This window comes from Salmonella sp. HY31, assembly GCF_042604575.1.
In the GTDB taxonomy this organism is placed as follows: Bacteria; Pseudomonadota; Gammaproteobacteria; order Enterobacterales; family Enterobacteriaceae; genus Salmonella; species Salmonella diarizonae.
Genome location: NZ_CP170479.1, coordinates 3,391,661 through 3,418,590, shown reverse-complemented (window position 1 = coordinate 3,418,590; position 26,930 = coordinate 3,391,661). Strand labels below are relative to the sequence as shown.

General features: G+C 50.4%; 22 protein-coding genes and 1 pseudogene. 8 read left to right on the top strand and 15 right to left on the bottom strand.

The annotated features are described in order from the left end of the window. The first annotated feature begins 11 nt into the window (after positions 1 to 11). Positions 12 to 1,982 (top strand): autotransporter domain-containing esterase, encoded by a 1,971-nt coding sequence (locus tag ACE15A_RS16255; protein ID WP_053508478.1) that lies wholly within the window; start codon positions 12 to 14, stop codon positions 1,980 to 1,982. A gap of 342 nt (positions 1,983 to 2,324) precedes the next feature. Here ACE15A_RS16255 and ACE15A_RS16250 read toward each other — a convergent pair whose 3' ends face one another. From ACE15A_RS16250 to ACE15A_RS16230, 5 genes are all read right to left on the bottom strand, one after another. Then, on the bottom strand, positions 2,325 to 3,764 hold the full coding sequence (locus ACE15A_RS16250) for a 6-phospho-beta-glucosidase (protein WP_023246762.1): 1,440 nt from the start codon (positions 3,762 to 3,764) through the stop codon (positions 2,325 to 2,327). A gap of 29 nt (positions 3,765 to 3,793) precedes the next feature. Next, positions 3,794 to 5,467, bottom strand: a complete 1,674-nt coding sequence (locus ACE15A_RS16245; RefSeq protein ID WP_053508477.1) for a carbohydrate porin — start codon at positions 5,465 to 5,467, stop codon at positions 3,794 to 3,796. Between the two features lie 60 nt (positions 5,468 to 5,527). After that, positions 5,528 to 5,839, bottom strand: a complete 312-nt coding sequence (locus ACE15A_RS16240) for a PTS lactose/cellobiose transporter subunit IIA (protein WP_023246764.1) — start codon at positions 5,837 to 5,839, stop codon at positions 5,528 to 5,530. A 31-nt stretch (positions 5,840 to 5,870) separates the two neighbouring features. Continuing rightward, the gene (locus ACE15A_RS16235; RefSeq protein ID WP_053508474.1) at positions 5,871 to 7,190 is read right to left on the bottom strand and encodes a PTS sugar transporter subunit IIC; all 1,320 of its coding nucleotides are present in this window, start codon (positions 7,188 to 7,190) and stop codon (positions 5,871 to 5,873) included. Positions 7,191 to 7,305: 115 nt separating this feature from the next. Further along, positions 7,306 to 7,629, bottom strand: a complete 324-nt coding sequence (locus ACE15A_RS16230) for a PTS sugar transporter subunit IIB (protein WP_053508472.1) — start codon at positions 7,627 to 7,629, stop codon at positions 7,306 to 7,308. Positions 7,630 to 7,827: 198 nt separating this feature from the next. Between ACE15A_RS16230 and ACE15A_RS16225 the strand changes: the two genes are divergently transcribed. Further along, on the top strand, positions 7,828 to 8,526 hold the full coding sequence (locus ACE15A_RS16225) for a GntR family transcriptional regulator (RefSeq protein ID WP_053508470.1): 699 nt from the start codon (positions 7,828 to 7,830) through the stop codon (positions 8,524 to 8,526). Between the two features lie 430 nt (positions 8,527 to 8,956). Here the strand turns inward: ACE15A_RS16225 and nfsB are convergent, their stop codons facing one another. The 3 genes from nfsB to ACE15A_RS16210 all read right to left on the bottom strand — a co-directional run bounded on the left by nfsB (position 8,957) and on the right by ACE15A_RS16210 (position 10,667). After that, entirely contained in the window at positions 8,957 to 9,610 is a 654-nt protein-coding gene (gene nfsB, locus ACE15A_RS16220) for an oxygen-insensitive NAD(P)H nitroreductase (protein WP_023246768.1), read from the bottom strand. 107 nt (positions 9,611 to 9,717) lie between these two features. Then, on the bottom strand, positions 9,718 to 10,086 hold the full coding sequence (locus ACE15A_RS16215; protein WP_023246769.1) for an MmcQ/YjbR family DNA-binding protein: 369 nt from the start codon (positions 10,084 to 10,086) through the stop codon (positions 9,718 to 9,720). Next, positions 10,086 to 10,667: a TetR/AcrR family transcriptional regulator gene (locus tag ACE15A_RS16210; RefSeq protein ID WP_053508468.1), complete on the bottom strand. Its 582-nt coding sequence runs from the start codon at positions 10,665 to 10,667 to the stop codon at positions 10,086 to 10,088. Before ACE15A_RS16210 ends, ACE15A_RS16215 begins: the two co-directional genes overlap by 1 nt. Positions 10,668 to 10,956: 289 nt before the next feature. Here ACE15A_RS16210 and ACE15A_RS16205 point away from each other — a divergent pair, with 289 nt between their 5' ends. Then, positions 10,957 to 11,298 (top strand): RamA family antibiotic efflux transcriptional regulator, encoded by a 342-nt coding sequence (locus ACE15A_RS16205; RefSeq protein ID WP_000155633.1) that lies wholly within the window; start codon positions 10,957 to 10,959, stop codon positions 11,296 to 11,298. A 5-nt stretch (positions 11,299 to 11,303) separates the two neighbouring features. Here ACE15A_RS16205 and ACE15A_RS16200 read toward each other — a convergent pair whose 3' ends face one another. The 4 genes and pseudogenes from ACE15A_RS16200 to ACE15A_RS16185 form a co-directional block, all read right to left on the bottom strand. After that, positions 11,304 to 11,552, bottom strand: a complete 249-nt coding sequence (locus ACE15A_RS16200) for a DUF1158 family protein (RefSeq protein ID WP_000682500.1) — start codon at positions 11,550 to 11,552, stop codon at positions 11,304 to 11,306. 66 nt (positions 11,553 to 11,618) lie between these two features. Continuing rightward, positions 11,619 to 12,737 (bottom strand): YbdK family carboxylate-amine ligase, encoded by a 1,119-nt coding sequence (locus ACE15A_RS16195; RefSeq protein WP_053508466.1) that lies wholly within the window; start codon positions 12,735 to 12,737, stop codon positions 11,619 to 11,621. An 11-nt stretch (positions 12,738 to 12,748) separates the two neighbouring features. Next, positions 12,749 to 13,454, bottom strand: a pseudogene (gene entD / locus ACE15A_RS16190) (enterobactin synthase subunit EntD). Positions 13,455 to 13,501: 47 nt separating this feature from the next. Continuing rightward, positions 13,502 to 15,757: a TonB-dependent siderophore receptor gene (locus tag ACE15A_RS16185; RefSeq protein WP_129382462.1), complete on the bottom strand. Its 2,256-nt coding sequence runs from the start codon at positions 15,755 to 15,757 to the stop codon at positions 13,502 to 13,504. A 188-nt stretch (positions 15,758 to 15,945) separates the two neighbouring features. On the opposite strand from ACE15A_RS16185, the gene fes reads away from it, so the two are divergent. The 4 genes from fes to wzz(fepE) all read left to right on the top strand — a co-directional run bounded on the left by fes (position 15,946) and on the right by wzz(fepE) (position 22,673). Further along, positions 15,946 to 17,160: an enterochelin esterase gene (gene fes, locus ACE15A_RS16180; RefSeq protein WP_053508462.1), complete on the top strand. Its 1,215-nt coding sequence runs from the start codon at positions 15,946 to 15,948 to the stop codon at positions 17,158 to 17,160. A gap of 30 nt (positions 17,161 to 17,190) precedes the next feature. Then, a complete protein-coding gene (locus ACE15A_RS16175; protein ID WP_053508460.1) occupies positions 17,191 to 17,409 on the top strand; it encodes an MbtH family protein in 219 nt (72 codons plus the stop codon). Next, positions 17,406 to 21,290, top strand: coding sequence for an enterobactin non-ribosomal peptide synthetase EntF (entF, locus tag ACE15A_RS16170; protein ID WP_064055897.1), 3,885 nt, complete (start codon positions 17,406 to 17,408; stop codon positions 21,288 to 21,290). Before ACE15A_RS16175 ends, entF begins: the two co-directional genes overlap by 4 nt. 246 nt (positions 21,291 to 21,536) lie before the next feature. Continuing rightward, positions 21,537 to 22,673, top strand: coding sequence for an LPS O-antigen length regulator Wzz(fepE) (gene wzz(fepE) / locus ACE15A_RS16165; protein WP_053508456.1), 1,137 nt, complete (start codon positions 21,537 to 21,539; stop codon positions 22,671 to 22,673). 54 nt (positions 22,674 to 22,727) lie between these two features. On the opposite strand, the gene fepC is transcribed toward wzz(fepE), so the two are convergent. From fepC to fepD, 3 genes are read right to left on the bottom strand one after another with little or no spacing between them, the layout of a single operon-like run. Continuing rightward, positions 22,728 to 23,522, bottom strand: a complete 795-nt coding sequence (fepC, locus tag ACE15A_RS16160; protein WP_000140616.1) for an iron-enterobactin ABC transporter ATP-binding protein — start codon at positions 23,520 to 23,522, stop codon at positions 22,728 to 22,730. After that, a complete protein-coding gene (fepG, locus tag ACE15A_RS16155) occupies positions 23,519 to 24,508 on the bottom strand; it encodes an iron-enterobactin ABC transporter permease (RefSeq protein ID WP_072158674.1) in 990 nt (329 codons plus the stop codon). The genes fepC and fepG overlap by 4 nt, the downstream gene beginning before the upstream one ends. Further along, positions 24,508 to 25,515, bottom strand: coding sequence for a Fe(3+)-siderophore ABC transporter permease (gene fepD / locus ACE15A_RS16150; RefSeq protein WP_023246778.1), 1,008 nt, complete (start codon positions 25,513 to 25,515; stop codon positions 24,508 to 24,510). The genes fepG and fepD overlap by 1 nt, the downstream gene beginning before the upstream one ends. A 110-nt stretch (positions 25,516 to 25,625) precedes the next feature. Between fepD and entS the strand changes: the two genes are divergently transcribed. Beyond that, positions 25,626 to 26,870: an enterobactin transporter EntS gene (gene entS, locus ACE15A_RS16145; RefSeq protein ID WP_023246779.1), complete on the top strand. Its 1,245-nt coding sequence runs from the start codon at positions 25,626 to 25,628 to the stop codon at positions 26,868 to 26,870. Positions 26,871 to 26,930 lie beyond the last annotated feature (60 nt).

The following is a 26,930-nucleotide window of genomic DNA, read 5'->3' as shown; positions in this document are numbered from 1 at the left end:
AGGAACATGGGATGACTCAAAAGCGTACCCTGGTAAAACACCACATACTCTTGCTGGCGCTGGCCACGCCATTATCCGCCTGGGCGTTTGACTCTCTTACGGTATTTGGCGATAGCCTTAGCGATACCGGGAATAACGGTCGCTGGACCTGGGATGGTGGTCAAAATAAGCTCTACGACGAACAGTTGGCCGAGCGATATGGGCTGGCATTAAGCCCCTCCAACAAAGGCGGTTCTAATTATGCCGCCGGCGGCGCGACGGCGACGCCGGAATTAAACCCCCAGGATAATACGGCGGATCAGGTACGGCAGTGGCTTGCCAAAACGGGAGGAAAAGCCGATCACAACGGCTTGTATATTCACTGGGTCGGTGGAAACGATCTGGCGGCGGCCATCACGCAGCCAGCTATGGCGTGGCAAATAGCCGGTAATAGCGCCACTAACGCGGCGGCGCAGGTAGGGCTGCTAGTGGATGTAGGTGCCGGGCTGGTCGTGGTACCAAACGTACCGGACATTAGTGTGACGCCAATACTCCTGGAGGCGGTAATCACCGCCGGGCTGGGCGCCGCTGCGCGCCCGGCGCTAAAGGCGGCGTTAGATGCGCTGGCGATGGGGGAGACGCCTGATTCCGCCAGTCGGCAGCAGGCGATCCGCAAGGCGTTGCTGGCGGCGGCTGTAACGGTAAGCAGTGACCCGTCTATTCAGCAACGGATCGTTGAGCAACTGCTGGCGGGCTATAAAACGGCGGCAGGCCAGGCGTCAGATCTGACCGATTATTATAATCAGATGGAAGAGAAGGGGCTGGAGCAACACGGTGGTAATATTGTCCGTGCCAATATTAACGGTCTTTTTAAGGAAGTTCTCGCCAATCCACAGGCGTTTGGTCTGACAAATACCGTGGGTATGGCCTGCCCGCCGGGCGTATCCGCCTCGGCATGCTCTTCGGCAATGCCGGGATTTAATGCGTCGCAGGACTATCTGTTTGCCGATCATTTACATCCCGGTCCGCAGGTCCATACCATTATTGCGCAATATATCCAGTCGATTATTGCCGCGCCGGTACAGGTGACATATCTGAACCAAAGCGTTCAGTCGATGGTGCGCGGCAGTCGTGACACGCTTGACAGCCGTTATCAGCAGCTTCGCCAGGGGGAAAACCCTGTCGGTTCGTTGGGCATGTTCGGCGGATACAGCGGCGGATATCAGCGTTATGATAATAACGAGGCCGATGGCCACGGTAATCATAATAATCTGACGGTTGGCGTCGATTATCAGCTTAACGAGCAGGTACTGCTGGGAGGGCTGATAGCCGGTTCTCTGGATAAGCAACGTCCTGACGATAATTATCGTTATGACGCCCGCGGCTTGCAGGCCGCCGTGTTCAGCCATTTACGCGCCGGGCAGGCGTGGCTGGATGGCGATTTACACTACCTGTCCGCTAACTTCAGCAACGTTCAGCGCAGTATAACGCTTGGTGCGCTAAGACGCGTGGAAGAGGGCGAAACCAACGGCCGGCTGTGGGGCGCCAGGTTAACCAGTGGTTACGATTTTGTTCTGATGCCGTGGTTAACGACTGGACCAATGTTGCAATATGCGTGGGATTATAGCCACGTTAATGGTTATAGCGAGAAACTCAATACCAGCACATCAATGCATTTTGGCGACCAAAACGCCCATTCGCAGGTGGGTAGCGCTGGTTGGCGTCTGGATATCCGCGATAGCGTCATTCATTCCTGGGCGCAGATTAATTATCGCCGCCAGTTTGGCGATGATGCGTATGTGGCAAACGGCGGCCTTAAATCGACCGTGCTGACGTTTAGCCGCGCCGGGAAAACGCAGGATAAAAATTGGATCGATATGGCGGTTGGCGCAGATTTTCCGCTGTCGACAACGATGTCAGCCTTTGCCGGGTTGGCGCAAACGGCAGGGCTAAGCGATGGCAATCAAACCCGCTATAACATCGGGTTTAGCGCACGATTCTGATGACACGCCAGGGAGGGCTGCCCGGTTCATTCGTGTAACGTTAGACACTGAAAAAAATAAGTTTTTTCACAGAAGTGGGCGAAGCCAGTGACGCCAGTTAAATTTATAATCAGTAGTTTGAATTTTAAATATTATAGGTTTCTACATGATGGTATAAGTATCTAAAGTTACAAGTTGATAAGAAGTTTACCAAATCGATTAACATTAGGATTTAGAGTTGAATCATTTTTATTGGTAGTTAGTATCTCAATACAGATTGGCATGTTTATCATTATCTAACGTCAAATAAAGGGGCTCCGGTGGAGTCCCTTTTGAATTTAAATTAAAAAATCAAAGTAAAAATTAAATATTATTACCATTCTGAGAAATCAATTCTTTATACCAGTAAAAAGAATTTTTACGACGCCGTTCGAGAGTACCATTCCCATCATTATCTTTGTCCACATAAATCATCCCATAACGTTTTTTCATTTCTCCAGTACCAGCAGATATTAAGTCTATACATCCCCATGGGGTATATCCTATTAAATCAACACCATCTTCAACAACGGCTTTTTTCATCTCACGAACATGCGCAGCGAGATAATCGATGCGATATTGATCGTCTATTGTTCCATCATGTTGAACAAAATCAACGGCTCCGAAACCATTCTCCACAATAAACATTGGTAACTGGAAACGATCCCAGAACCAATTGAGGGAATAACGTATGCCACAAGCATCTACTTGCCACCCCCAGTCTGAAGTTTGAATATATGGATTTTTAACCAAATGATGCGGTTCAACATAGTTGAAATCAGGGTTATCTTCCGTAGATTTAGTTACAAATGACATATAGTAACTAAATCCGATATAATCCACACAGCCATATTGGAGAATATTAAGATCATTTTCGGTAATATCAAGATGAAACCTCTGTTTATCGAAATAGTTGAGCATGTATTGTGGGTAATAGCCACGTACATGCACATCAGTGAACCAATAACGGCGATGCATCGCACTTACAGACATCATCATATCTTCAGGAGTGCAAGTAAGAGGATAGATGGGGCACATAGCAATCATGCAACCAATTTTAAAATCTGGATTGATTTCATGCCCGACACTAACGGCAATGGCACTGGCGACCAGTTCGTAATGTACAGCCTGATACATAATTCTTTCTCGGTCATGTTCCCCTTCATCATCAGAATACAGAATTCCAGAATTAGTAAACGGGCAGAGACTTTCACGGAAATTGACCTGGTTATTTATTTCATTAAAAGTCATCCAGTATTTTACTTTCGACTGATAACGGTTAAAAACTACTTTCGCAAAGCGTGTGAAAAATTCAATCATTTTGCGATTACGCCAACCACCATATTCAGTCACCAGATGATATGGCATTTCAAAATGAGACAATGTGATTACAGGTTCGATATTGTATTTGAAACATTCATCAAATACCGCATCGTAAAATTGTAACCCCTCTTCATTAGGTTCAATCTCATCCCCATTAGGAAAAATTCTGGTCCAGGCTATTGATGTGCGAAAACATTTAAAACCCATTTCCGCGAAAAGTTTAATGTCATCTTTATAGCGATGATAAAAATCAATTGCTTCATGATTGGGATAATTACGACCCTCTATTATTCCTGGGGTGATTTCACGCGAAACACCATAAGCTCCAGCCGTCATAACATCTGCAATACTAATCCCTTTTCCCCCTTCGTTCCAGCCTCCTTCCAGTTGATGTGCAGCAACAGCTCCCCCCCATAGAAAATCACTTTTAAATCCTGACATAACCTTGCTCCTTAATGAGAAATTTTAAATTACCACCAAACTTCAGCCTGAACACCAGCCATAAATTCGTCTTTGCTATTATCGTTAAAATTGAAATTAGATAATTCATTATCCAGAATGTTAATGTATGTTCCATAGAAACGGATTTCCGGTCTTGAACCTAAAATACTGGTGCCAACTTTAAAAGCATGATAGAGCGTAGTTTTATAGGCTGACTCATCCAGACTAATACCTTGCTGAGTTTTATTTTTTTGTTTAAACCAGCCTAATTCTATCCCCGTCTGGTTCCAGGTATTCCAGATCCATGCTGGACGAATAACGGTACGTATGCTATCAAAATCGCTATGTGCGCCACTCTCATAGCTATAAATATCTTCCCCGTGAGAATAAACAAGGGCATTTGCAATAATGATCTTATTACCAAGATACATTTCCCCCTGCGAAATTAAACGCCAGGCAATACCATTTGTATGATCACCATAATAATAACGACCATGAGACATAGTATTGCTTGCATCAGAGAAACTAGAAAAACTGCTGGCAAATGAATTATTAGCAATTTGTAATGTGAATTCGTTAAAGGCATCCCGGTCAAGATTTTGATGAATAATTGAAGTTAACATCCAACTATCTTTCATTTCAAAATAACTATCATTATTTTCATTGTCTTTTTGCTGATCGGTTTTATTCGGGGAAGAATATTTAGCCATTAATGATAATGTGCCATCTTTCCATAAAGGAATATTTCGATAACGTAAGTCAATAGAGTTTGTGTTCATTTGAGTAGTATGCTCAAAATTACGAGAATATACATCAACATCATCACGACTTAACGAAACATCAAGCATCCCCGGCCCTAAGAGCCAATTTTCAATACCAACCCCCGCAGCCACATCTGCTGTGAGAGTTTTCCAGTCAAGCATCTGAATTTCATATTGTGGTAATTTATGTTTACCAACCCAAAAATCAGCATCAGGAGCAAATGGTAAAAATCCTCGAGTGGTCAGAAAAATATCGCTGAACTGCATGATATTTTCATTATCACTATCGCCAAACCATGCATCATTGTATTGTTCACCAACGTTACCATCATACGTGACAACAGCAGTAGCTGTTTTACCGTCCTGGTTATAAACACGCTGGTTTAGCGTTAAATCGAACCATCCGCTTGTTTCGTTACCAAAGCGTCCTAGTGATCCGGCGGCATAGGTTTCCGGGGAACCATGATTACCCGTCGCCCAGCCAGAACGGAAGTAGCCCTGATAACTAAAGCCAATATCATCTTTTACATATTTACTGATATCTTTTAGAGTAACGCTTTCAATAGTTGTATTTTTGCCATTGCTGTCTATTACTGCTACTTGTTGTGTGCCTTTGACTGGAACATGGGAACCAGATTGGTTGATTTCACCGTTTTCATTGTTAATGTTTTCAGAAACAGGTGATGTGGCCGTAATATCTGGAATGGCAGTATTACGATAGCTATTTTCAGCAACACTTTTCTGTAAGGTCGCAATTTTATTTTTATATGTGCTAAGTTCATATTTTGTTTTCTGCAATTCTTTTTTATTTGCAGATAATTCAGATTCCAGAAGTTCGAGCCGTTGCTCAACCGTTAATTTACTGGCAAGAACATCAGCAGGATATAACGCCATGCCAATAAATATGCACAACAGGCTGAGTTTTACATTTTTTGCTTTCATTTAAATACTCTTGACAGGTAGAAGTAAGTTCCTCCAGCTTTAACTGGAGGAAAAAATTTATTAACTGGTTAAATCCCTTCTGAGGGAAATAATTTCTTTTGCCAAATCCTGGCACAATATGGCAGTCATTAAATGATCCTGAGCATGTATAAGAATTAAATTGACACTAATTTTCCCGCATCCTTCATCCTGACCGATTAAAGCAGTCTGAATTTTGTGAGCATTCAGACATGCTTCTTCCGAGCTTTTCATTAGTCTGGTAACAGAATCCCAGTCTTTCAATCGTGCATATTTGATAGCTTCCATTGCATCAGAGCGTGCTTGACCAGCATGAATTAATAATTCCATGACAGTTTCTTCATCAGCAAACATACAACACTCCTGAATATTAATTAAAAATCTGTTAATCAGTCATCGCGGTATTGACTTTATTTGACGCAATGACAAACGGTAAATAAATTAACGTAGCAACTCCCAGACACAGGAATCCGACAAGCAAAGCTAACCAGTTCCCCCCCGTTCCGAGAAATGCAATCAATGGTCCGGGTGTTGTCCAGGGAACAGCATAAGCAACTGGAGGAATGATCTTCATTGAGACAAAGAAATAACCAATTGTACAGTTAACGATTGGCACAAGAATAAATGGAACCATCATAATCGGGTTCAGAACAATAGGTAATCCAAACATGACAGGCTCATTGATATTAAAAATACCAGGGATAAATGACATCTTTGCCAAATCCCTATACTCAGCACGACGAGAAGCTATCAGAATGGCTATTAGTAGTCCTAATGTCATACCTGAACCGCCGCAATTTGCAAACGCATCATTAATTGACGTCCAGGTTATTGGATAAGGAGCCCCCCATGTTGATCCGTGTTGTGCAGCCCATGAGAGATTTTCAAGATTAGCTTCGGAGAATACCGTTTCACGAATTGCAGATGTCGTGTTAGGACCATGTATCCCAAGTACCCACAAAAAATTGCCGACCGCGCCAAGAATAATCACTGCAAATATGTTTGTTCCCATATGTTTTAGTGGTGCCTGAATTAATGTATAAATAAGATCATTAAGCCCATTAGGTGAAATTAATGATAATAAATAATTCAGTGCAGAGAAGAACACCATCACAAAAAAGATAGGCAATAACACCTTGAATGAGCGAGCAACAGCGGGTGGAACAGCCGCTGGCATAGTTATCGCAATTTTGGGATTTCTTGCCATTCGACAAAAAATTTCACTTGTTAATAATGCCACAATTACTGCGACAAAAAGCCCCTGTGCGCCTAAATATTTTGTTGTCAAAAATGCCTGATTATCAATCAGTTGATATGGCGTGTAGACAATAAAAAATGCACCTATAGCGGTCAGTCCGCACAAGAGATCGTCTTGTTCGTAACTGATAGCCATGTTGCGGGCTACAAGAAACGCAATCATTATAGACATTATGTTTACAGAACCATTCATTACAGGTGTAAATATGGCCTGTGCTTTTTCCAGATGAGGGAAAACACTACCAAGATGTAATAGTCCTGCTATAAATCCGTCAGGCGACAATATTGCAAAGTTGATTAAGATAATTAATGAACTCGCCATAATAATAGGGAATGTATAAACAAATCCATCCCTGACAGCTGCTACATGCTTCTGTGAATTCAGTTTTATTGCTATTGGAACAAGAAAGCGCTCCATCCCACGTTCAAAGGAATTCATTAATCCCATTGTAATCACCTGCAATTATGAAAAACTTATTTTTTGAATATGAGGATTCGTTCCTGATTATGATCAGAACTAACTTTCCAGTTTTTTTCAGGAACAAATCTATTAATGGATAATGTTATTGGTTGTATTGTTGTTCAAGAAGCTTAAAGGCAAATTCAAGAACTGATTTACCATTCATCGCCCCATAATCTTTCATGTCAATCACTGCTACAGGGATTCTTCCCTGAGCAACGCCTTCAATTTCAGATTTCTGGAAGCGGACTTGTGGGCCTAACAAAACAATATCCGCTTCATTGTTTTTAATCTTGTTTTTAGCCTCTGCAATTGCCAGTGCATTGATATTGACCTCAGCATTTATAGTTGCAGCGTACTCACACATGCGTTTAACCAGCATACTGGTAGACATACCAGCCGCACAAACCAATAATATATTTTTCATATGCATCCCTCTTTAGTATATTAAATCTCAATCAGCGCATTTTATGTTATTTATTCCTTGGTTTATTTTTTGTTACATTGGTCACAATAGATTTTAATAAATAGGTGCATTTTGAGGTGGAAAAGTGAACCATTGGTGAGAATTGGTTTTTTTTGATGCATAACTTATTGTTTTTAATGATTTTAAAGAGGTGCAAAAGTGGTATTTCAGGACATTGCAAGAAAGCTAAAAGATAATATTAATGGATACACATATAATGTAGGGGATCTGCTACCAACCGAAATCCAGCTTTCTCAGACTTATAACGTATCACGTAACACATTACGAAAGGCATTAGATATTTTAGAAAAAGAAGGTATGATCGAACGTAAGCATGGGGCTGGAACTTATGTGAGAAGAAAGAGCTTCATTGCACATGTAGAGCATATGAATTGTCTGAGTGAAATAGCTAAAAATAGTGGTAAAGAAATTGTTAGCCAGATTATGAGATTTGAAGTGCAGGGAGCTACACATCTTATTTCAAGGGAACTGAATATAACAGAAAATGAACCAGTGTATTATATAAAACGATTGCGTATTATTGATAATAAACTCGCGCAGTTAGAAGAAACCTGGCTATCTGTAGGGCGTTTCCCGGAACTAACAGTCTCACATATGAAAAAATCTAAATTCTCATATATTGAAAATGAATGTAATGTTAAAATTATTGGTACTTTTGAAACATTTTCTCCAATATTTCCAACACCTGAAATTGCAAGTGTTCTTCATATAAGTACTAAAGATCCTATTTTAAAAATTCAGACGCAAGCAATTGATGAGAAACATCAACCAATTGATTATTCAATTCTGTATTCTAATATATTAGAATTTCAGGTTAAATATTTCTTACCGCGATGAGTGTATATTGTATATATATCCGCGATAATCGTGATTATTCGCCATGAAAATTTCCCTCACTGACAACAAAAAGCGGACTTGAGCGCCTGCATGGTTCCAGTTGTGATGGGCGAGCCAGGATTCGTATTAAAGCTATCTTTCTGGCTGGCGTTCGGCAATGCTGGCGCCGCCAGCAAGCGGCCCTTACGATGCGCAAATATTAATACTCAGCCTTTCACATATAGCAGCGGGTAGTCAGTGGATGGTTACGGGCCGACACTGCGTTGCTGTAAAATAAACGGCGTACCAGGTTTAAATGTTATTCTTTTTCAGTGTATTACAGGAATAAGTTAACACTAGTGATGTAAAACCTGGCACTTCGCGCCATTTATCATTGGGGAACCTGGCAGAAAGTGAAAAAGCCGGACGGGCGTCCGGCTTAGGCAGAGGTTCAGACTTCCGTCAGTGTGGTTTCAAGCGGCAGACGTGATTTCGGCAGCCCGGCATTGAAATCCTCGACGCTATGATGGCCGACCGGCACCACCACCAGACTGGTATAGCCTTTTTCTTTCAGACCAAATTCGGCGTCGAGCACGTCAGCGTCGAAACCTTCAATGGGGACGGCGTCGAGACCCATCGCGGCGACGCCCAGCAGAAAGTTGCCGACGTTCAGATAAACCTGTTTCGCCATCCATTGATGGTCATCTCTTAGCGAGACGCGGTGCATATCGGCGAAAAAGCGGCGACCTTTATCATTTGCCGCTTTAGCTTCCGGCGTAGCGAAACGGCCATCGGCTTCCTCCTGATCGACGACGCGCTCAAGCCATGCGTCATCCATTGCGGTTTTTGCGCAAAACACGACGACATGGGATGCGTCCAACATTTTACGTTCGTTAAACACATAATTGGCGGCAGCGGATTTTGCGACGCGCGCTTTGCCTTCTTCCGTACTGGCAACAATAAAGTGCCACGGCTGGGAGTTGGTGCTGGAGGGGCTGTACTGTAGCAGTGTTTTTACTTTATCCGCTTCTTCGGCGGTCAGTTTTTTGCTGGGATCGAACGCCTTGGTGGAGTAGCGTTTTAAGGCGACAGAAACGATGTCCATAAATGCTCCTGGTTGGTTTAGTACCCTTTTGTATCAGCAGGGTACCGGGTTATCGGCAAAAAGATAAGGGTGGAAAATGCGAAACGATTATTGCGACGAGTATTGCATCAGCGCGGCCGCAGGCGCTGTTGCTCTCGTTTGGGTAACCCATCTACCACCAGATCCCATGAGTCATTTATCAAATCGTTGAGTAGCGAGACGGTGATATCCTCGCCTGCATAGACTGAAATCCAGTGTTTCTTATTCATGTGATAGCCAGGCACAATACTGGGGTAAATTTGCTGATTCAACAGAGATTTTTGCGGGTCCGACTTTAGGTTCACCAGCGGACGGCAGTGATGTTCAGTGAAAAGCATGAATATTTTGCCGCCGACTTTAAACACATCGTACTGTGGGCCGAAAGGCCAGCAGTGTTCGGTAAAAGGCAGTTCCAGCGCAAAGCGTTTTGCACAGGCGTGCAGTGTGTGACCGTCCATTATTGCTCCTCGCGAGTCAGCGCGCGCCACATGGCTTCGAATCCCAGCGCAATAAATTCGCCAGCGCGAGCGGGATCGCGCGCGGCGAAATCCATTGTCGTTTCGGCCAGTGCCAGAAAAAGGCCGTCGCCGAAGGCGCGGTACTCATCTGACATAAACACCATCAAAACGGAGCGATGACATAAATCGCGCAGTTCGGGGAACATATCGTCGGCCTGTTGTTCCGTCTCTTTGGTGATCTTTTCGCTGACGGCCAGTTGACGGATCGCCCGGTGCCGTGCGGGATAGTTCAGGCCCCAGTTGATATAACTGTTCCAGATAAAACGGGTCATCGTTTTGGCATCGGTAATGGATCGATCCAGCTCCATGATCATTGACCGGCAGAGATCCTGCTTTAAATGCAAATACAACGTGTTAATCAGCTCATCTTTGGTCGCGAAATAGCGAAACAATGTTCCTTCTGCAACGCCTGCGTTACGCGCAATCACCGCCGTTGAGGCGGCGATGCCGGATTGCGCTATTGCCTGGGTTGCCGCTTCCAGTAATGCCTGTTTTTTATCTTCACTCTTCGGACGAGCCACTACACGTTACCCTTATGTCTGTAAAAACACGATTGAATCATGCCCGTTCTCACGTCGCAACGGTGAATGTCAACCTTTGAAAAGTACCTTGACGGCGTATCTTTGCTTTCTATAATGAGTGCTTACTCACTCATAATCAAGGGCTATCCGCGTGAAGTGGTGGAAAAGCGTATTGCAGGCCATGCCATAAGCCATCTCACAATTTGTGTGGTTATTACTATGCTTATTGCTATTGCAGTAAATGTGCGGTGTGGGAGCCGTTGACGAGTTTGATAGAGAGGAGAGCACGATGACCATTTCCGCTCAGGTTATCGACACGATTGTCGAGTGGATTGATGATAATTTGAATCAGCCGTTACGTATTGATGATATTGCCCGTCATGCGGGGTATTCCAAGTGGCATTTGCAGCGCCTTTTTATGCAGTACAAAGGGGAGAGTCTGGGGCGCTACGTGCGTGAACGGAAGCTAAAACTGGCGGCGCGCGATCTGCGCGACACCGACCAGAAAGTGTATGATATTTGTCTCAAGTATGGTTTTGATTCGCAGCAAACCTTTACGCGCATTTTTACCCGCACGTTCAACCTGCCGCCAGGCGCTTATCGCAAAGAAAAGCATGGCCGTACGCATTGAAATGTTTAATCGGCCAGCGAAAACCAGCGCCGCCAGATAAAGCGAATAACATAATATTCCAGCGTGCCGAGCAGCAGAAACCATAAACAAAACAGCAAAGTATAAAGCTGGTTGAGATCCATAAGATGAAAGATCCCGACCAGCTTTTGCGCCAGCGCAAGGCCGAGCGAAGGGGCGGGCAATAGCAGGCTGGAGAGCAACGCCATCAGCAAAATACCGGCAGCGGTCATCAATGATTCAAGCGGGTGTTTCATGGTTTTGTTAAACGTAAGTTAAAACACCATTGTCCGGGATATCGCCTGGTAAGGCAAATATGCTGTCTATTGTCCCGCCCAGATTTCACAATGTTTTTGTACCAGGCCTATCAGCGATCCGCCGTCGGCAATAAACTCCCGCATATATTGCGCTTCGTTACCGCCTTTTTTCACCTGCAGACGTAGCGCGTCAATTGCGCTGTCGGCGCCCAGCTTGCGTGCAGAGGGGGTAACGTTGTCCAGCAGATGCAGCGTATCATCTGCCAGCCGACGGCGGTCGCTGGTATAGACATCGGTTAGCACGCCCTCCAGACCATAGCGGCAGGCCTGAAAACGGTTGAATTTATATAACAGATAGTCTTGCTCCTGCGGTTTAAAGGGACGTTCGGTCAGCAGCCAGTGAGCGGTCGCCTGAATCAGCCCTGCCATATTGATAGCATGATCAAGGGTGAGCGGCGTATCCATCACCCGAACTTCTACCGTGCCAAAGGCAGGGCTGGGGCGGATATCCCAGTGCAAATCTTTGATGCTGTCAATCATCGTGGTGTAAGACAGACGACGAAATAATCCGGCAAATTCTTGCCAGTTACTGACCCACGGCATGGGACCGTTATCGGGAAAAGCGGAAAAAATATTCAGACGCGCACAGGCAAAACGGGTGTCAGAGCCTTGCATATAGGGGGACGCGGCGGAGAGCGCAATAAAATGCGGCACAAAACGCGACAGCCCGTGTAAAAGGTAAATCGCATCGTCGCCATTCGCGCAGCCGACGTGGACATGTTGGCCGAAAACCGTCGCCTGTTGAATTAAGTAGCCGAAATTTTCCAGCGTGCGCTGATAGCGCTCATTATCACAGACCTCCTGACGCTGCCATTTTTGAAAAGGGTGCGTACCGCCGCCGCAAATGCCGAGATGGTGTTCCGACGCCGCCTGTAAAATAACGTGTTGTATGGCAGAAAGCTGGGCCGCCGCCTGGTCAATGTCGCGGCAGACGTCCGTGGCCATCTCCAGCATACTTTCGGTGATATCGTGTTTAATTTCTCCCGCAGTAACTTGGGGCTTAACGGTGTCAATCAGCGTAGAAGAGTCCTGACTTAAATCGTAGCCTGGCGGGTTGACCACCTGCATCTCCAGCTCAATACCAAGCGTATAAGGTTCAGAAACGTGAAAATCATTCAGCACCATAGCGATCTCATTTATCGGGTTATTGCGCTAAGTATAGAAGCGGGAGCGCTCCTGTCGTGGGGAAAGCGCGTCATTCCAGGAGCAGAGCGTAATAACGCTATTATCACGCTGGAACCACCCTATATGGACGATACGTTCAGCCATCGTGGTGACAAAGGCTGGCAGCAGATTTAACGAGATTTGCGTGGCGGTAAGCGAAGTAATTTTTGCGCTATCGAATCCCGGTAGTGTGGCGTGGTCTGAAAAGGCTTTATAAACGCTCTCCTTGGCGGAAAAAGCCAGCGTCAGGGCAAGCGGAAAAGGGAGCGAGCTCGCCTGGAGAATTTGGCGCTCATCGCTATCAATAATGGATGACGCCAGTTCTGTCGCGGTATGCTGACTCATGATTTTTTCTATATCAACGCCGATGCGCTGTCGGGATATGACTGCCAGCGCCGTTGACGCGCAGTGGCTGATGCTGCCAAATACGCCGTCCGGCCATAGCGGCTGTCGCTTATCGCCAATACCGGGCGCCGTCCTGACACCCACCTTGCGTAGCGCATGAACGGCGGCGATGCGGCCTGCTAAATGTTCAGCTTTACGCTTGCGTCCGGCAGACCGGAGCCGATCGTGATGAGGAAGCCATAACAGGTCGTGTTCATGAAAGCTGCTCGCATCAAAGTCGACGATATGCAGCCTGTGTTCGGCAAAGGGAAGGGAAAAATGGGATGTCAGCATGGTCTCTTTCAAACTCCCTCCCCCGAACGAGGGAGGGAAGATTGGCATCAGAAATGGGTATTAATGCTCATATACCACGTACGGCCCGGTTCGTTATAGGTGTACGCGCCAGCGCCTGCCATATAGGCGCCAGTTTGAGTATCTCTAACGGTTTGCGCATTACCTTCACGCCACAGACGTTTGTCAAAGAGGTTATCCACGCCGCCGGTCAGGCTGACGTTTTTGGTCACGTCCCAGGTCGCGCTCAGGCCAACAATACTGTATGGGCTGACCGCTTGCTTATCTGTTCCGGTAACGGGTTTCCCCTGATAATCATATTTCTTCGGCTCTTGTTTGCCGTACCAGGTGAAGGTCGATTGCAGAGAAACGTCCTGACGTACCTGCCAGCTCAGGGTTGAGTTAAGCGTGTACTGTGGAATAATCGACAGACGTTCGCCGGTCTCTTTGTTTTTGCTCTGCAGCATATACGTAACGTTATTTGTCCAGTTTACGGTGTCGCTAACCGGTACGTTTAACGTGCCTTCCAGACCTTCAACGACCGCTTTCGGCACGTTCTCCCACTGATAGACATCCGTTTTGCCGTTGTTGATACGCTGCAACGGCACCGTACCCGCTTCAATCTTATTGCGGTAATCATTGCGGAACCAGGTGACGCCGGCCAGCCAGCCATCGCGTTTAAATTCCAGACCAATCTCTTTGTTGATGCTGGTTTCGGCTTTCAGATCATCGTTGCCCATCATATAGCAGCCGATGCCGGTGCCAGCGCCAGTCGCGTAACAGCCCTGACCTTTACTATACAGAATATAGTTCGGGTTAGTCTGGTACAGACTCGGGGCTTTATAAGCGCGGGCGATACCCATTTTCAGAGTAAAGTCATCCCCCAGACCTTGCGACAGGTTCAGCGACGGGCTCCAGTTATCCCCCACAATACTGTGATGATCGAAACGTAGCCCCGGCGTCAGCATGGTGCTGTCGGTCAGTTCCATGTTGTTTTCGGCAAACAGAGAGAAAATTTCCGCTTTTGAATAGGGGCTACGATTGGTACTGCTGTAACCCGGGATATTTCCCCCCATAAAGGTTTGCGAGTTGGAGAGCATGTCTTTCATACGCTGTTGGGTCCATTCGGTACCCAGCGTCAGGTTTTGATTGACCAGCAGATCAAAAGGAATGCTCACTTCGCTGTGTAGGGTGACGTCATTCAGATCGGCATCGGTATATTTTTGCGACGCTTTTGGATCGAAAATCCCTTCGGTGCCGCCTGCTAAGCCTTCCGGCATACGGGAGTTACGGGTATGTTCGTATTGCACCCAGTTACTGGTGGTTACGCCATTATCCCAGCCGCCGTTCCAGGTCAGAGAGTAGTTTTGCCGATAAAGACGATTCGTCTCTTTTCCGTAATTATCTTTCACCAGTTGGTTCGTATTGGTGTTCTGAGTATCGCCGGCATAGAGGTTGCCCTGGCGACTGTAACCGGCCTCCAGCTCCAGAGACTGAAGCGGAGCAAAATCCCAACGAACCACGCCGTTGATATCTTTGTTAATTACCCCCTCACGCCCTGCCGGTAACGTGTCGGCGTAACTCCCGGTACGTTCAGATTGATGCCCCTGGTTAATATTATGCGCATCAGCCTGCGTTTTATCGAGGTTGCCATACAGACGGAAACTAAAATCCCCGCCCAGCGGGCCGTTCAGGCTAAAGTTAGTGCGTTTGGTCGCGCCTTCGTCTTTATGTTCCGGCGCGTTGAAATACGTATTCCAGGAACCGTGCCACTCGCTACTGCCTTTTTTGGTAATGATATTGACCACGCCACCCGCTGCGCCGTTACCGTAACGTGCGGCGGCAGGACCACGCAGCACTTCAATTCGTTCGATCATCTCCGGCGGTACCCACGCGGTATCGCCGCGGGTATCGCGTTCGCCGCGCCAGCCCAGACGTACCGAGTTACGGCTGGTAACGGGTTTACCGTCAATCAGGATAAGGGTGTTTTCCGGCCCCATGCCACGAATATCGATTTGGCGATTATTCCCGCGCTGACCGCTGGTGGAGTTGCCGGTCAGGTTCACGCCCGGCATGGTGCGGATGATTTCTGATACGTCGCGCGCGGGCGGATTTTTGCGGATCTCATCGGCGGTGATGGTGGATACGCCTGGCGCCTGTAGGTTTTGCTGGGCGGCAGTCACCACGATGGTATCTTCATTGTTGAGCGCAGCGCTATCGGTTTTCTCTTCCGCCATCACGGGCAGAGCGGCCCCGTAAATCCCTAAATTGGCCAGTAAGGCCAGGGAATGAATCTTCTTGTTCATTGTATATCCTGCTTTTCTTTAGCCACATAAGCCCAGGCGCCCGTCAAAGGCATTGGTCGGGTGGTGAAATTGTGTTCGCGCTTCCCATAGCGCGACAATACGCTATTGCAAATGCAAATTGTTATCAATAATATTATCAATATATTTCGCTATTCATATGCAAAATTCATAATAAACATAGGGTTATAATGGAAGAGGCGCTGGCGACGGGAAGTGAGGCCTGGTGGAGGACCAAAACCGGGCCGGAATGGGTACGGGAAAAAAACGGAAATTATCGGGTCACTTTTTGGTGGCGCGACCCGCAGGGAAATGAAACACACTCCCCGATACGGCGTGTCTGGGTCTACATCACTGGCGTGACCGATCATCATCAAAACGCGCAGCCTCAGACGATGGCGCGTATTGCCGGAACGGATGTCTGGCGCTGGAGCACGGTGCTTAGCGCTAACTGGCGCGGCAGCTACTGTTTTATTCCTACCGAACGCGATGACGTTTTTGCCGTTTTTGCGCCGGGCGAAACGCCCGATCGAAACGTACTGCGTGAAGGCTGGCGACAGTTATTACCGCAGGCGATTGCTGACCCGCTTAATTCACAAAGCTGGCGGGGAGGGCGTGGTCATGCGGTTTCGGCGCTGGAAATGCCGGATGCGCCCCTTCAGCCGGGATGGGATCGCCCTGAAACGCCGTATTCACCGCCTTTGAGGATGCAGTGGCATAGCGAACGTCTGGGCAACTCCCGCCGCGTATGGATATTGACGACCGGAGATGAGGCGCCGGAAGAAAGACCGTTGGCTATTCTGCTGGACGGTCAATTCTGGGCGGAAAGTATGCCCGCCTGGCCCGCGCTCGCCTCGCTGACTCATCAACATCTTCTTCCCGGCGCCGTCTATCTGCTGATTGACGCGATTGATACTCAACACCGTAGCCAGGAGTTGCCCTGCAATGACGACTTCTGGCTGGCGGTGCAGCAGGAACTGTTGCCGCAAGTCAGAGCGGTGACGCCTTTTAGCGATGATGCCGGGCGAACGGTGGTTGCCGGACAGAGTTTTGGCGGCCTGTCGGCGCTGTATGCCGGCCTGAACTGGCCGACGCGTTTTGGCTGTGTACTGAGCCAGTCAGGATCTTTCTGGTGGCCCCATCGCGTCAACTCGCTGGAGGGGGAGGTGATTACCCGACTGAAAACCGGCGCATTATGCGCGCGCGGACTGCGCATCGTACTGGAAGCCGGCGTGCGTGAGCCGATCGTTTTTCAGGCGAATCAGGCGCTTTATGCCCAACTGAATACCTCGCAGCAGTCCATTTTCTGGCGTCAGGTTGACGGCGGACACGATGCGCTTTGTTGGCGCGGCGGGCTAACGCAAGGGCTGATGCTGCTTTGGCAGCCGCTTATCGACACGCTTTAATCGGGCACATGTCCACGACAGGAGTTGAGTATGGAATTCAGTAATCCCTTCGATAATCTGCAGGGACAGTTTTATATGCTGCAAAATGCGCAGCGTCAATTCAGCCTTTGGCCAGCAGAGTGCGCGCTTCCCGCAGGCTGGGACGTGGTATGCGAACCGCAATCGCAGGACGCGTGCCAGCAGTGGCTTAATACGCGCTGGACAACACTGAATCCGGCGCATTATGCCGATAAGCAGGAGGCGAAATGACGCAGCGTTTACCGTTAGTCGCCGCCCAGCCGGGGATCTGGATGGCGGAAAAACTCTCTGATTTACCCTCCGTCTGGAGCGTGGCGCACTATGTGGAACTGAACGGCGAGCTGGATGCCGCCTTGCTGGCAAAAGCGGTAGCGGTAGGGATGCAGCAGGCGGATACGCTACAGATGCGTTTTACCGAAGAGAATGGCGAGGTCTGGCAATGGATCGATCCCGAGCGCACGTTCGGCGAGCCCGCGATTGTCGATTTACGCGACCAGGCCGATCCGCATCACGCGGCGCTGGCGTTAATGCAGGCGGACTTACGGCAAAACCTGCGCGCAGATAGCGGTAAGCCGCTGGCGTTTCACCAGTTAATACGCATTGATGATACCCGCTGGTATTGGTATCAGCGCTATCACCATTTGCTGGTGGATGGCTTTAGTTTCCCGGCGATAACCCGCCAGATTGCGACGATTTATTGCGCCTGGCAGAGCGGCGCCCCTACGCCGGATTCGCCTTTTACCCCCTTTGCGGATGTGGTTGAAGAGTATCAGCGCTATCGCCAGAGCGAGGCCTGGCAGCGTGATGGCGCCTTCTGGGCGCAGCAGCGTTGCGAGCTGCCGCCGCCAGCGTCAATTTCTGCCGCGCCGTTGCCGGGGCGATCGGCGAGCGCGGATATTCTGCGTATGAAATTGAGCGCGCCGGAGGGGGCGTTTCGCCAACTGGCGGCGCACATGCCTGAGATACCGCGAGCGGATCTTGCCCTGGCGCTGGTGACCTTGTGGCTGGGACGATTGTGCGGGCGGATGGATTACGCCGCCGGATTTATCTTTATGCGGCGGATGGGCTCGGCAGCGTTAACGGCGACCGGGCCGGTCCTTAACGTTTTGCCGCTGGCGATTAACCTTAATGCGACGGAAGACCTGCCAACGCTGGCGAAGCGTCTTGCGGCGCAGTTAAAGAAAATGCGCCGCCACCAGCGTTACGACGCCGAACAGATTGTACGCGATAGCGGGCGAGCCGCTGGGGAGACTCCGCTATTTGGTCCGGTGCTCAATATAAAAGTGTTTGATTATCATCTGGATCTTCCTGGTATACAGGCGCAAACCCATACCCTGGCGACGGGGTCGGTTAACGATCTTGAACTGGCGCTCTTCCCGGATGAAAACGGTGGTCTGGATATTGAATTGCTGGCGAATGCACAGCGTTACGATGACGCCACGCTCTCCCGCCATGCCTTACGGTTGATGGCGCTTATCACGCAGTTTGCTGATAACCCGGCGCTGCGCTGTGGCGATGCGCAAATGCTGCTGGCGGAAGAACAAACGCAATTAACACACCTTAATAATACGGCGGTAACTATTCCCGTCGCCACGCTCAGCGATTTGGTGGCGCAGCAGGCGCAAAAAACGCCAGAGGCTTCCGCACTGGTAGATGCGCATTATCACTTTACCTACCGTGAAATGCGCGAACAGGTTGTGGCGCTGGCGCACGCGCTGCGGGAACGCGGCGTTCAGCCTGGCGATAGCGTGGCGGTGGCATTGCCGCGGTCGGTTTTCCTGACCTTAGCGCTGCATGGTATTGTCGAGGCGGGTGCCGCCTGGCTGCCGCTGGATACCGGTTATCCTGACGATCGGCTACGAATGATGCTGGAAGATGCGCAGCCGAAACTGTTAATTACGACTCAGGCGCAGCTGGCGCGCTTTCACGATATTCCGGGGATGGAATATTTGAGCTATAGCGAACCGCTACCGATCAGTGACGCGACTCCGCTGGGGCTGTCGTTACCGCATCATACCGCTTACATCATTTTCACCTCAGGTTCGACGGGCAGACCGAAAGGGGTGATGGTGGGGCAAATGGCGATAGTGAACCGGCTGCTGTGGATGCAGGATCACTATCCGCTGACGGCGGATGATGTAGTGGCGCAAAAAACGCCGTGCAGTTTTGACGTCTCAGTATGGGAGTTTTTCTGGCCGTTTATCGCCGGGGCGAAACTGGTGATGGCCGAGCCGGAAGCGCACCGCGACCCGCTCGCGATGCAGCGGTTTTTTGCGCAATACGGCATCACGACCACCCATTTTGTACCGTCGATGCTGGCGGCCTTTATTGCCTCGCTAACGCCAGCGTCGGCTGAAAAAAGTTGCGCTTCCTTAAAGCGGGTTTTCTGTAGCGGCGAGGCGCTGCCGACGGCGCTGTGCCGCGAATGGGAGACGTTAACCGGCGCGCCGCTACACAATCTGTACGGGCCGACGGAGGCCGCGGTGGATGTGAGCTGGTATCCGGCCTGCGGTAATGAGCTGGCGGCCATTGACGGCAACAGCATCCCGATTGGTTATCCCGTCTGGAATACCGGCTTGCGTATACTCGATGCGCATATGCAGCCGGTGCCGCCGGGCGTGGCTGGCGATCTCTATCTCACCGGTATCCAACTGGCGCAGGGCTATCTGGGGCGTCCGGATCTTACCGCCAGCCGTTTTATCGCCGATCCTTTTGCGCCAGGCGAACGAATGTACCGTACCGGGGATGTGGCGCGCTGGCTGGATTCCGGCGCGGTGGAATATCTGGGGCGCAGCGACGATCAGCTCAAAATTCGTGGTCAACGTATTGAACTGGGTGAGATTGACCGCGTCATGCAAACGCTGCCGGATGTTGAACAGGCGGTAGCGCATGCCTGTGTCTTTAATCAGGCGGCGGCGACGGGCGGAGATGCCCGGCAACTGGTCGGCTATCTGGTTTCTCACTCCGGTTTGCCGCTGGATTTACCGGCGCTGCAGGAAAAATTACGCCAAAAACTTCCCGCGCATATGGTGCCGGTTGTGCTGTTGCAACTTGCCAGTTTACCGCTTAGCGCTAATGGCAAGCTGGATCGCAAAGCCCTGCCGCTGCCGGACCTGACGCCGCGCGTGAAAGGGCGTGCGCCGCAGTCCGCAACGGAGATTGCTGTCGCAGCGGCGTTTTCCCGCCTGCTGGGCTGTGAGATTAACGATGTTGAAAGTGATTTCTTTGCGCTGGGCGGACACTCGCTGCTGGCGATGAAACTGGCCGCACAGCTAAGCCAGACGTTTAACCGCCAGGTGACGCCGGGACAGGTGATGGTGGCATCTGACGTGGCGCAATTGAGCAAGCTGCTCGATACTGACGATGATGAATGCTCGCGCAATCTGGGGTTCGGGCCGCTGTTGCCGCTGCGTGAAAGCGATGGTCCAACGTTATTCTGTTTCCATCCGGCGTCGGGGTTCGCCTGGCAATTTAGCGTATTATCACGCTATCTCAGCCCGTCGTGGTCGATTATGGGGATTCAGTCGCCGCGCCCCGCTGGCCCTATGCAAACCGCAACCACCCTTGATGAGGTATGTGAACATCATCTGGCGACATTGCTCGCCCGGCAGCCGCATGGCCCTTATTATTTATTAGGCTATTCGCTGGGTGGGACGCTGGCGCAAGGGATCGCCGCCCGGTTGCGCGCGCGCGGCGAAACGGTGGCGTTTTTGGGATTACTGGACACCTGGCCGCCGGAAACACAAAACTGGCGGGAAAAAGAGGCGAATGGCCTTAATCCGGACGTGCTGGTGGAAATTGAACGCGAACGCGCGGCGTTTGTCGCCGCTCAGCAGGGAAATGCATCCGAAGCCTTATTTGCCGCTATTGAAGGCAATTATGCTGATGCCGTCCGTTTGCTGACGACGGCGCATAGCGTACCGTTTGATGGACATGCTACGCTTTTTGTGGCGGATAAAACGGTGCCGGAAGGCGTATCGCCAGAACAGAGCTGGTCACCGTGGATAGACTCTTTGGCTATTTATCGCCAGCCGTGCGCGCATGTGGATATTATTTCGCCCGCCGCTTTTGAAGCTATTGGGCCCATCATATGTAAGCTAATTAATAAATAACGGGCATTGCTTTTGCTTTTAACAAATTAAATCGCGAAACCCATAATAATTAGTAATTATGGGTTTTTTATTGCAACTATTAATTCATTTAACATAAGTGATACATGCTGCAGGCAAGTTCAATTCCGAGTATTGTGCTTTTCTGACGCTGGCGTGCAAAGATTGTTTCAGATAATTCTTACTTGCTGTTAGAATCTCCAACAGGAAGGTGTTTTTTCATTAGATAAAGTTTTCAGGTCATACGGCATGTCATCTCTTAATATAAATCAAGAAAAAAATCAGCAATTTGCAGGTTACCCACTGCCGCCCGCCAACAGTCATGAAATCGATTTGTTTAGCCTTATGGATGTGTTATGGCAGGCGAAGCGTCGTATTCTTGTTACCGTTTTTGCCTTCGCGTGTATGGGGTTGCTCCTGTCCTTTCTGCTGCCGCAAAAATGGACCAGCCAGGCAATTATCACACCGGCGGAATCGATACAGTGGCAGGGACTGGAGAGAACGTTGACCACGCTGCGCGTGTTGGATATGGATGTAAGCGTTGATCGGGGCGGTGTATTTAATCTGTTCATTAAAAAGTTTAGCTCGCTGTTGCTGCTGGAAGAATATCTTCGTTCTTCTCCGTATGTCATGGATCAATTAAAAGGTGCGAAAATAGACGAGCAGGATCTTCATCGGGCGATTGTCGCGCTGAGCGAAAAAATGAAAGCGGTGGACAGCAATGTCGGCAAGAAAAATGAAACGTCGTTATTCACGTCGTGGACGTTGAGTTTTACCGCACCGACGCGGGAAGAAGCGCAAAAGGTGCTGGCTGGCTATATTCAGTACATCTCTGCTATCGTCGTGAAAGAGACGCTGGAAAATATTCGTAACCAGTTGGAAATCAAAACCCGCTATGAGCAGGAAAAGCTGGCGATGGATCGGGTACGCCTCAAAAATCAACTTGATGCCAATATTCAACGTCTTCATTATTCGTTGGAAATAGCCAATGCCGCCGGAATTAAGAAACCGGTTTACAGCAATGGCCAGGCGGTAAAAGATGATCCGGATTTCTCTATTTCCCTCGGCGCGGATGGTATTTCCCGCAAACTGGAAATTGAAAAAGGGGTAACGGACATAGCCGAGATCAACGGTGATTTGCGTAACCGTCAATACCATGTTGAACAACTGGTGGCAATGAATGTGAGCGACGTGACGTTTACCCCGTTTAAATATCAACTGTCGCCGTCTCTGCCAGTGAAAAAGGATGGCCCGGGTAAAGCGATCATTATTATCCTGGCGGCGCTAATTGGCGGTATGATGGCCTGTGGCGGCGTATTACTGCGTCATGCGATGGTCTCGCGTAAAATGGAAAACGCGCTGGCGATAGATGAACGGTTAGTCTGATTTACACCAAAAAGCCGGATAGTGATTATCCGGCTTTTTCATATGTGTGGGTGACTATTGCCGCCCCAGCGGTACAACCAGCGGCGTACCGGCAACCGGATCGTCGATAATCATACAGCGCAGGCCATAGATTTTTTCGATAAGCTCCGCGGTAACAATCTCTTTCGGCGCACCCTGCGCCACAATGTTACCTTCGCGTAATGCAATCAAATGGGTGGCGTATCGGCAAGCCTGATTCAGGTCGTGCAGGACGGCGGCGAGCGTATAGCCTTTTTCGCGGTTGAGATCGCTTAACAATTCCAGCAAATCAATTTGATGGCTAATATCCAGCCACGTCGTCGGCTCATCCAGCAGCATGATGGACGTTTCCTGCGCCAGCACCATGGCTATCCACGCCCGCTGGCGTTGGCCACCGGACAGAGTATCTACGCTTTGCGTCGCCAGTGAAGTGATACCCGTTGCACGCATGGCATTAGCGACGGCGTCGGCATCTTCCTTACGCCAGCGGGTAAATAAGGGCTGATGTGGATAACGCCCCCTGGCGACCAGCTCTTGTACGGTGATATCGCCCGGCGTGGTGGCGTTTTGCGCCAGCAAACCGATTCGCCGCGCCACCTCTTTACTGGCGTAACGCTGTATTTGTTCGCCATCCAGCCAGACATGGCCGTCAATGGGCGTCATTAGACGGCTTAGCGTGCGTAGCAGAGTTGACTTGCCGCAGCCGTTAGGGCCGATGATGGCGGTAAAATGGCCGTCCGGAATCGAAACGTTAAGGTTTTTTGCGACGGTATAGCTGCCATAACCCAGAGTTAACTGGTCGCCGCGCAAACGGGCTACGGATTCGGTCATTTTTTGCGGGACTCCTGAATTAACAAGACGATAAGGTAAATACCGCCGAGGCTGACGGTGACCACGCCCACCGGAAGCTGGTAAGGCATAAACAGTTGCTGCGCGCACGCATCGGCGGCCAGTAGTAATAAGGCGCCACACAGCGCCGACTGGGTTAATCCCCAGCGAGCTGTGCCGCTAAGGCGGCGGGCGATGTGCGGCGCGACAAGGGCGATAAACGAGATGGGGCCAGCCAGCGCCGTTGCGGCGGCGGTGAGAGCCACCGCCACCAGCATCATCATCAGGCGTGACCGTTCCACGCTAACACCCAGCGCGCAGGCGCTGTCATCGCCCATCTCCAGCAGCCGCATGCGACGTACCAGTAGCGCGGCGCCTGTCAGCATCACAATAATCAGCGGCGCCGAAGGCCAGGTTTTCGCCCATGTCAGACCGTTGAGCGACCCGGCGTTCCATAAGCCGGCGGTGAGCGCCGTTTCCAGCGATGCCTGCAACAGAAGCCAGGTATTAAAGGCGACCAGCATAGCGCGGATGCCGATACCGATGATAATCAGCCGGAAGGTTTCAATCCCGTTACGCCAGGCCAGCAGCCAGACAATCAATGACGTGACGATACCGCCTGCCATTGCCGCCAGCGCGATCGCGGTAAGATGCTGGCCAAACAGGACCATTGCGACCAGTACGCCGCTCCAGGCGCCGGTATTAAAGCCCATCACATCAGGGCTGCCTAGCGAGTTACGCATCAACGACTGGAAAATCGCTCCGCTGACGCCAAGCGCAGCGCCAATCAGCAGCGCCATTAATACGCGCGGTAGCCGCCATTCGGTTACGACAAGGGTGATGTTACGCGGCGCGTCGCCCAGCAGCGCGGCAATAATCTGCCCGGTATCAAGAGGCACGGCGCCGCGCTGCAAACTCCATAAGCCAATGGCCAGGCAGCCTGCCGCCAGAAGCAGGCAGCTTACGATAAGCCGACGAGAAAGAAACATCACAGGCCGCCTCCGCCTGATTTACGGCGTACCAGAAAAATAAGTACCGGCGCGCCGATAAACGCGCTGACGACCGATACGCGGAGTTCGCCCGGCACCAACAGACGTCCAATAATATCGGCGAAAAGCAGCAGAGCAGGGGTCGCCAGTAGCGTCACCGGCAGCGACCAGCGGTGGTCGGCGCCCACCAGCCAACGCGCCATATGCGGCATCATCAGACCAATAAAGGCGATAGGGCCAACCAGCGCCGTTGCGCTGCCGCACAGGACGGTAATCGCCAGTAAACCGATAAGTTGGGTGCGCGCCACTTTACTACCCAGCGCCGTCGCGGTATCACTGCCGAGGCTCAGGCTGTTCAGCGCACGGCTCAGAAATAGTGCCACGATCCCGGCTATAACCACGGGCGCGAGCGCGACTTTCAACGTTTGCAGGCTGCGAATGTCCAGCGATCCCGCCTGCCAGAAGCGAAGCTGGTCATAGACCTCTGGATTTAACAGCGCGATGCCGCTGGTCAGTCCTTCCAGTACCGCGCCAAGCGCCACGCCCGCCAGTGTCAGGCGGACCGGGCTTAACTGACCGCCGCCCTGACTGCCGGTGAAGGCGACAATCAGCGATGCGATAAGCGCGCCGCTAAATGCCATGAAAAGCTGCTGCAGCGGCGTGGAGAAACCAAACAGCACCGCGCCCAGTACAATGGCGAAACTGGCGCCGTTGTTAACGCCCAGAATCCCCGGATCGGCGAGCGGGTTACGGGTGAGCGTTTGCATGAGTGCCCCGGCAAGACCCAAAGCGCCGCCTGCCAGTAATCCGGCCAGTGTTCGCGGCAAACGCGCATCCAGGACGATGGTGCAATCGGCGCTTTGGCAAACACCGGTGAACGCGTCCAGCACGACGGCGGCAGGCAGCGGTTTCGCGCCAATGACCAGACTTAAAACCGCGGCGAGAATCAGCAATAACAACAATCCGGGCACGGCAAACGCGCGCGTCACGGAAAACGAGCATGGCATAATAACTTCCCTGATAATGATAGTAATTATCGTTATCTATCTTATTTGGTTATGTTAGCATGTGCAGCCATTGAATGGATATTTAAAAAAACTCGCATTAAGGCGTTGTAATGAATCGACAATCCTGGCTGCTCAATCTCAGCCTGTTGAAGACGCATCCTGCATTTCGCGCAGTATTTCTGGCCCGATTTATTTCTATTGTCTCGCTGGGGCTGCTTGGCGTAGCGGTTCCGGTACAGATCCAAATGATGACGTACTCCACCTGGCAGGTGGGGCTGTCGGTAACGTTAACCGGCGGTGCCATGTTTATTGGCTTAATGGTGGGCGGCGTACTGGCCGATCGTTACGAACGCAAAAAGGTGATTCTGCTGGCGCGCGGTACTTGCGGTATTGGTTTTATTGGCCTGTGCGTGAACGCGCTGTTACCGGAACCGTCATTGCTGGCGATATATCTTCTTGGCCTGTGGGACGGCTTTTTCGCGTCTCTGGGCGTGACCGCTTTACTGGCGGCGACGCCAGCACTGGTCGGAAGAGAAAATCTGATGCAGGCCGGTGCGATTACCATGCTGACGGTACGTCTGGGATCGGTTATTTCGCCGATGTTGGGGGGCATATTGCTTGCCAGCGGCGGCGTAGCCTGGAACTACGGGCTGGCGGCAGCCGGGACGTTTATCACGTTACTGCCGTTACTGACATTACCGCGACTGCCTGTTCCTCCGCAGCCGCGGGAAAATCCTTTTATCGCGTTGCTGGCGGCATTTCGTTTTTTGCTCGCCAGTCCGCTTATCGGCGGTATTGTGCTACTTGGCGGTCTGGTGACGATGGCAAGCGCGGTACGCGTACTCTATCCGGCGCTGGCGATGAGCTGGCAGATGTCGGCGGCGCAAATCGGTTTACTGTATGCGGCAATTCCGCTGGGGGCGGCCATTGGTGCGCTAACCAGCGGACAACTGGCGCATAGTGTTCGTCCGGGACTCATTATGCTGGTTTCGACGGTCGGTTCCTTTCTGGCGGTGGGACTGTTCGCCATCATGCCGGTCTGGATCGCGGGTGTTATCTGTCTGGCGCTGTTTGGCTGGCTGAGCGCCATCAGCTCGTTATTACAATACACCCTGCTGCAAACCCAGACGCCGGAAAATATGCTGGGGCGAATGAACGGCCTGTGGACCGCGCAAAACGTCACGGGAGACGCTATCGGCGCGGCGCTGTTAGGCGGTTTTGGCGCAATGATGACGCCGGCCGCTTCCGCGAGCGTGAGTGGATTTGGACTGGTGATTATCGGTTTGCTGCTGCTATTAGTGCTGGGCGAGCTACGCCGTTTTCGCCAGACGCCGCCGGTTAGCGATGCTGGCTGATGACGACGCGTTTATCCGACCGACAAAATCTGTCTGGTCGGTCGGATAAGACCCCGGCAA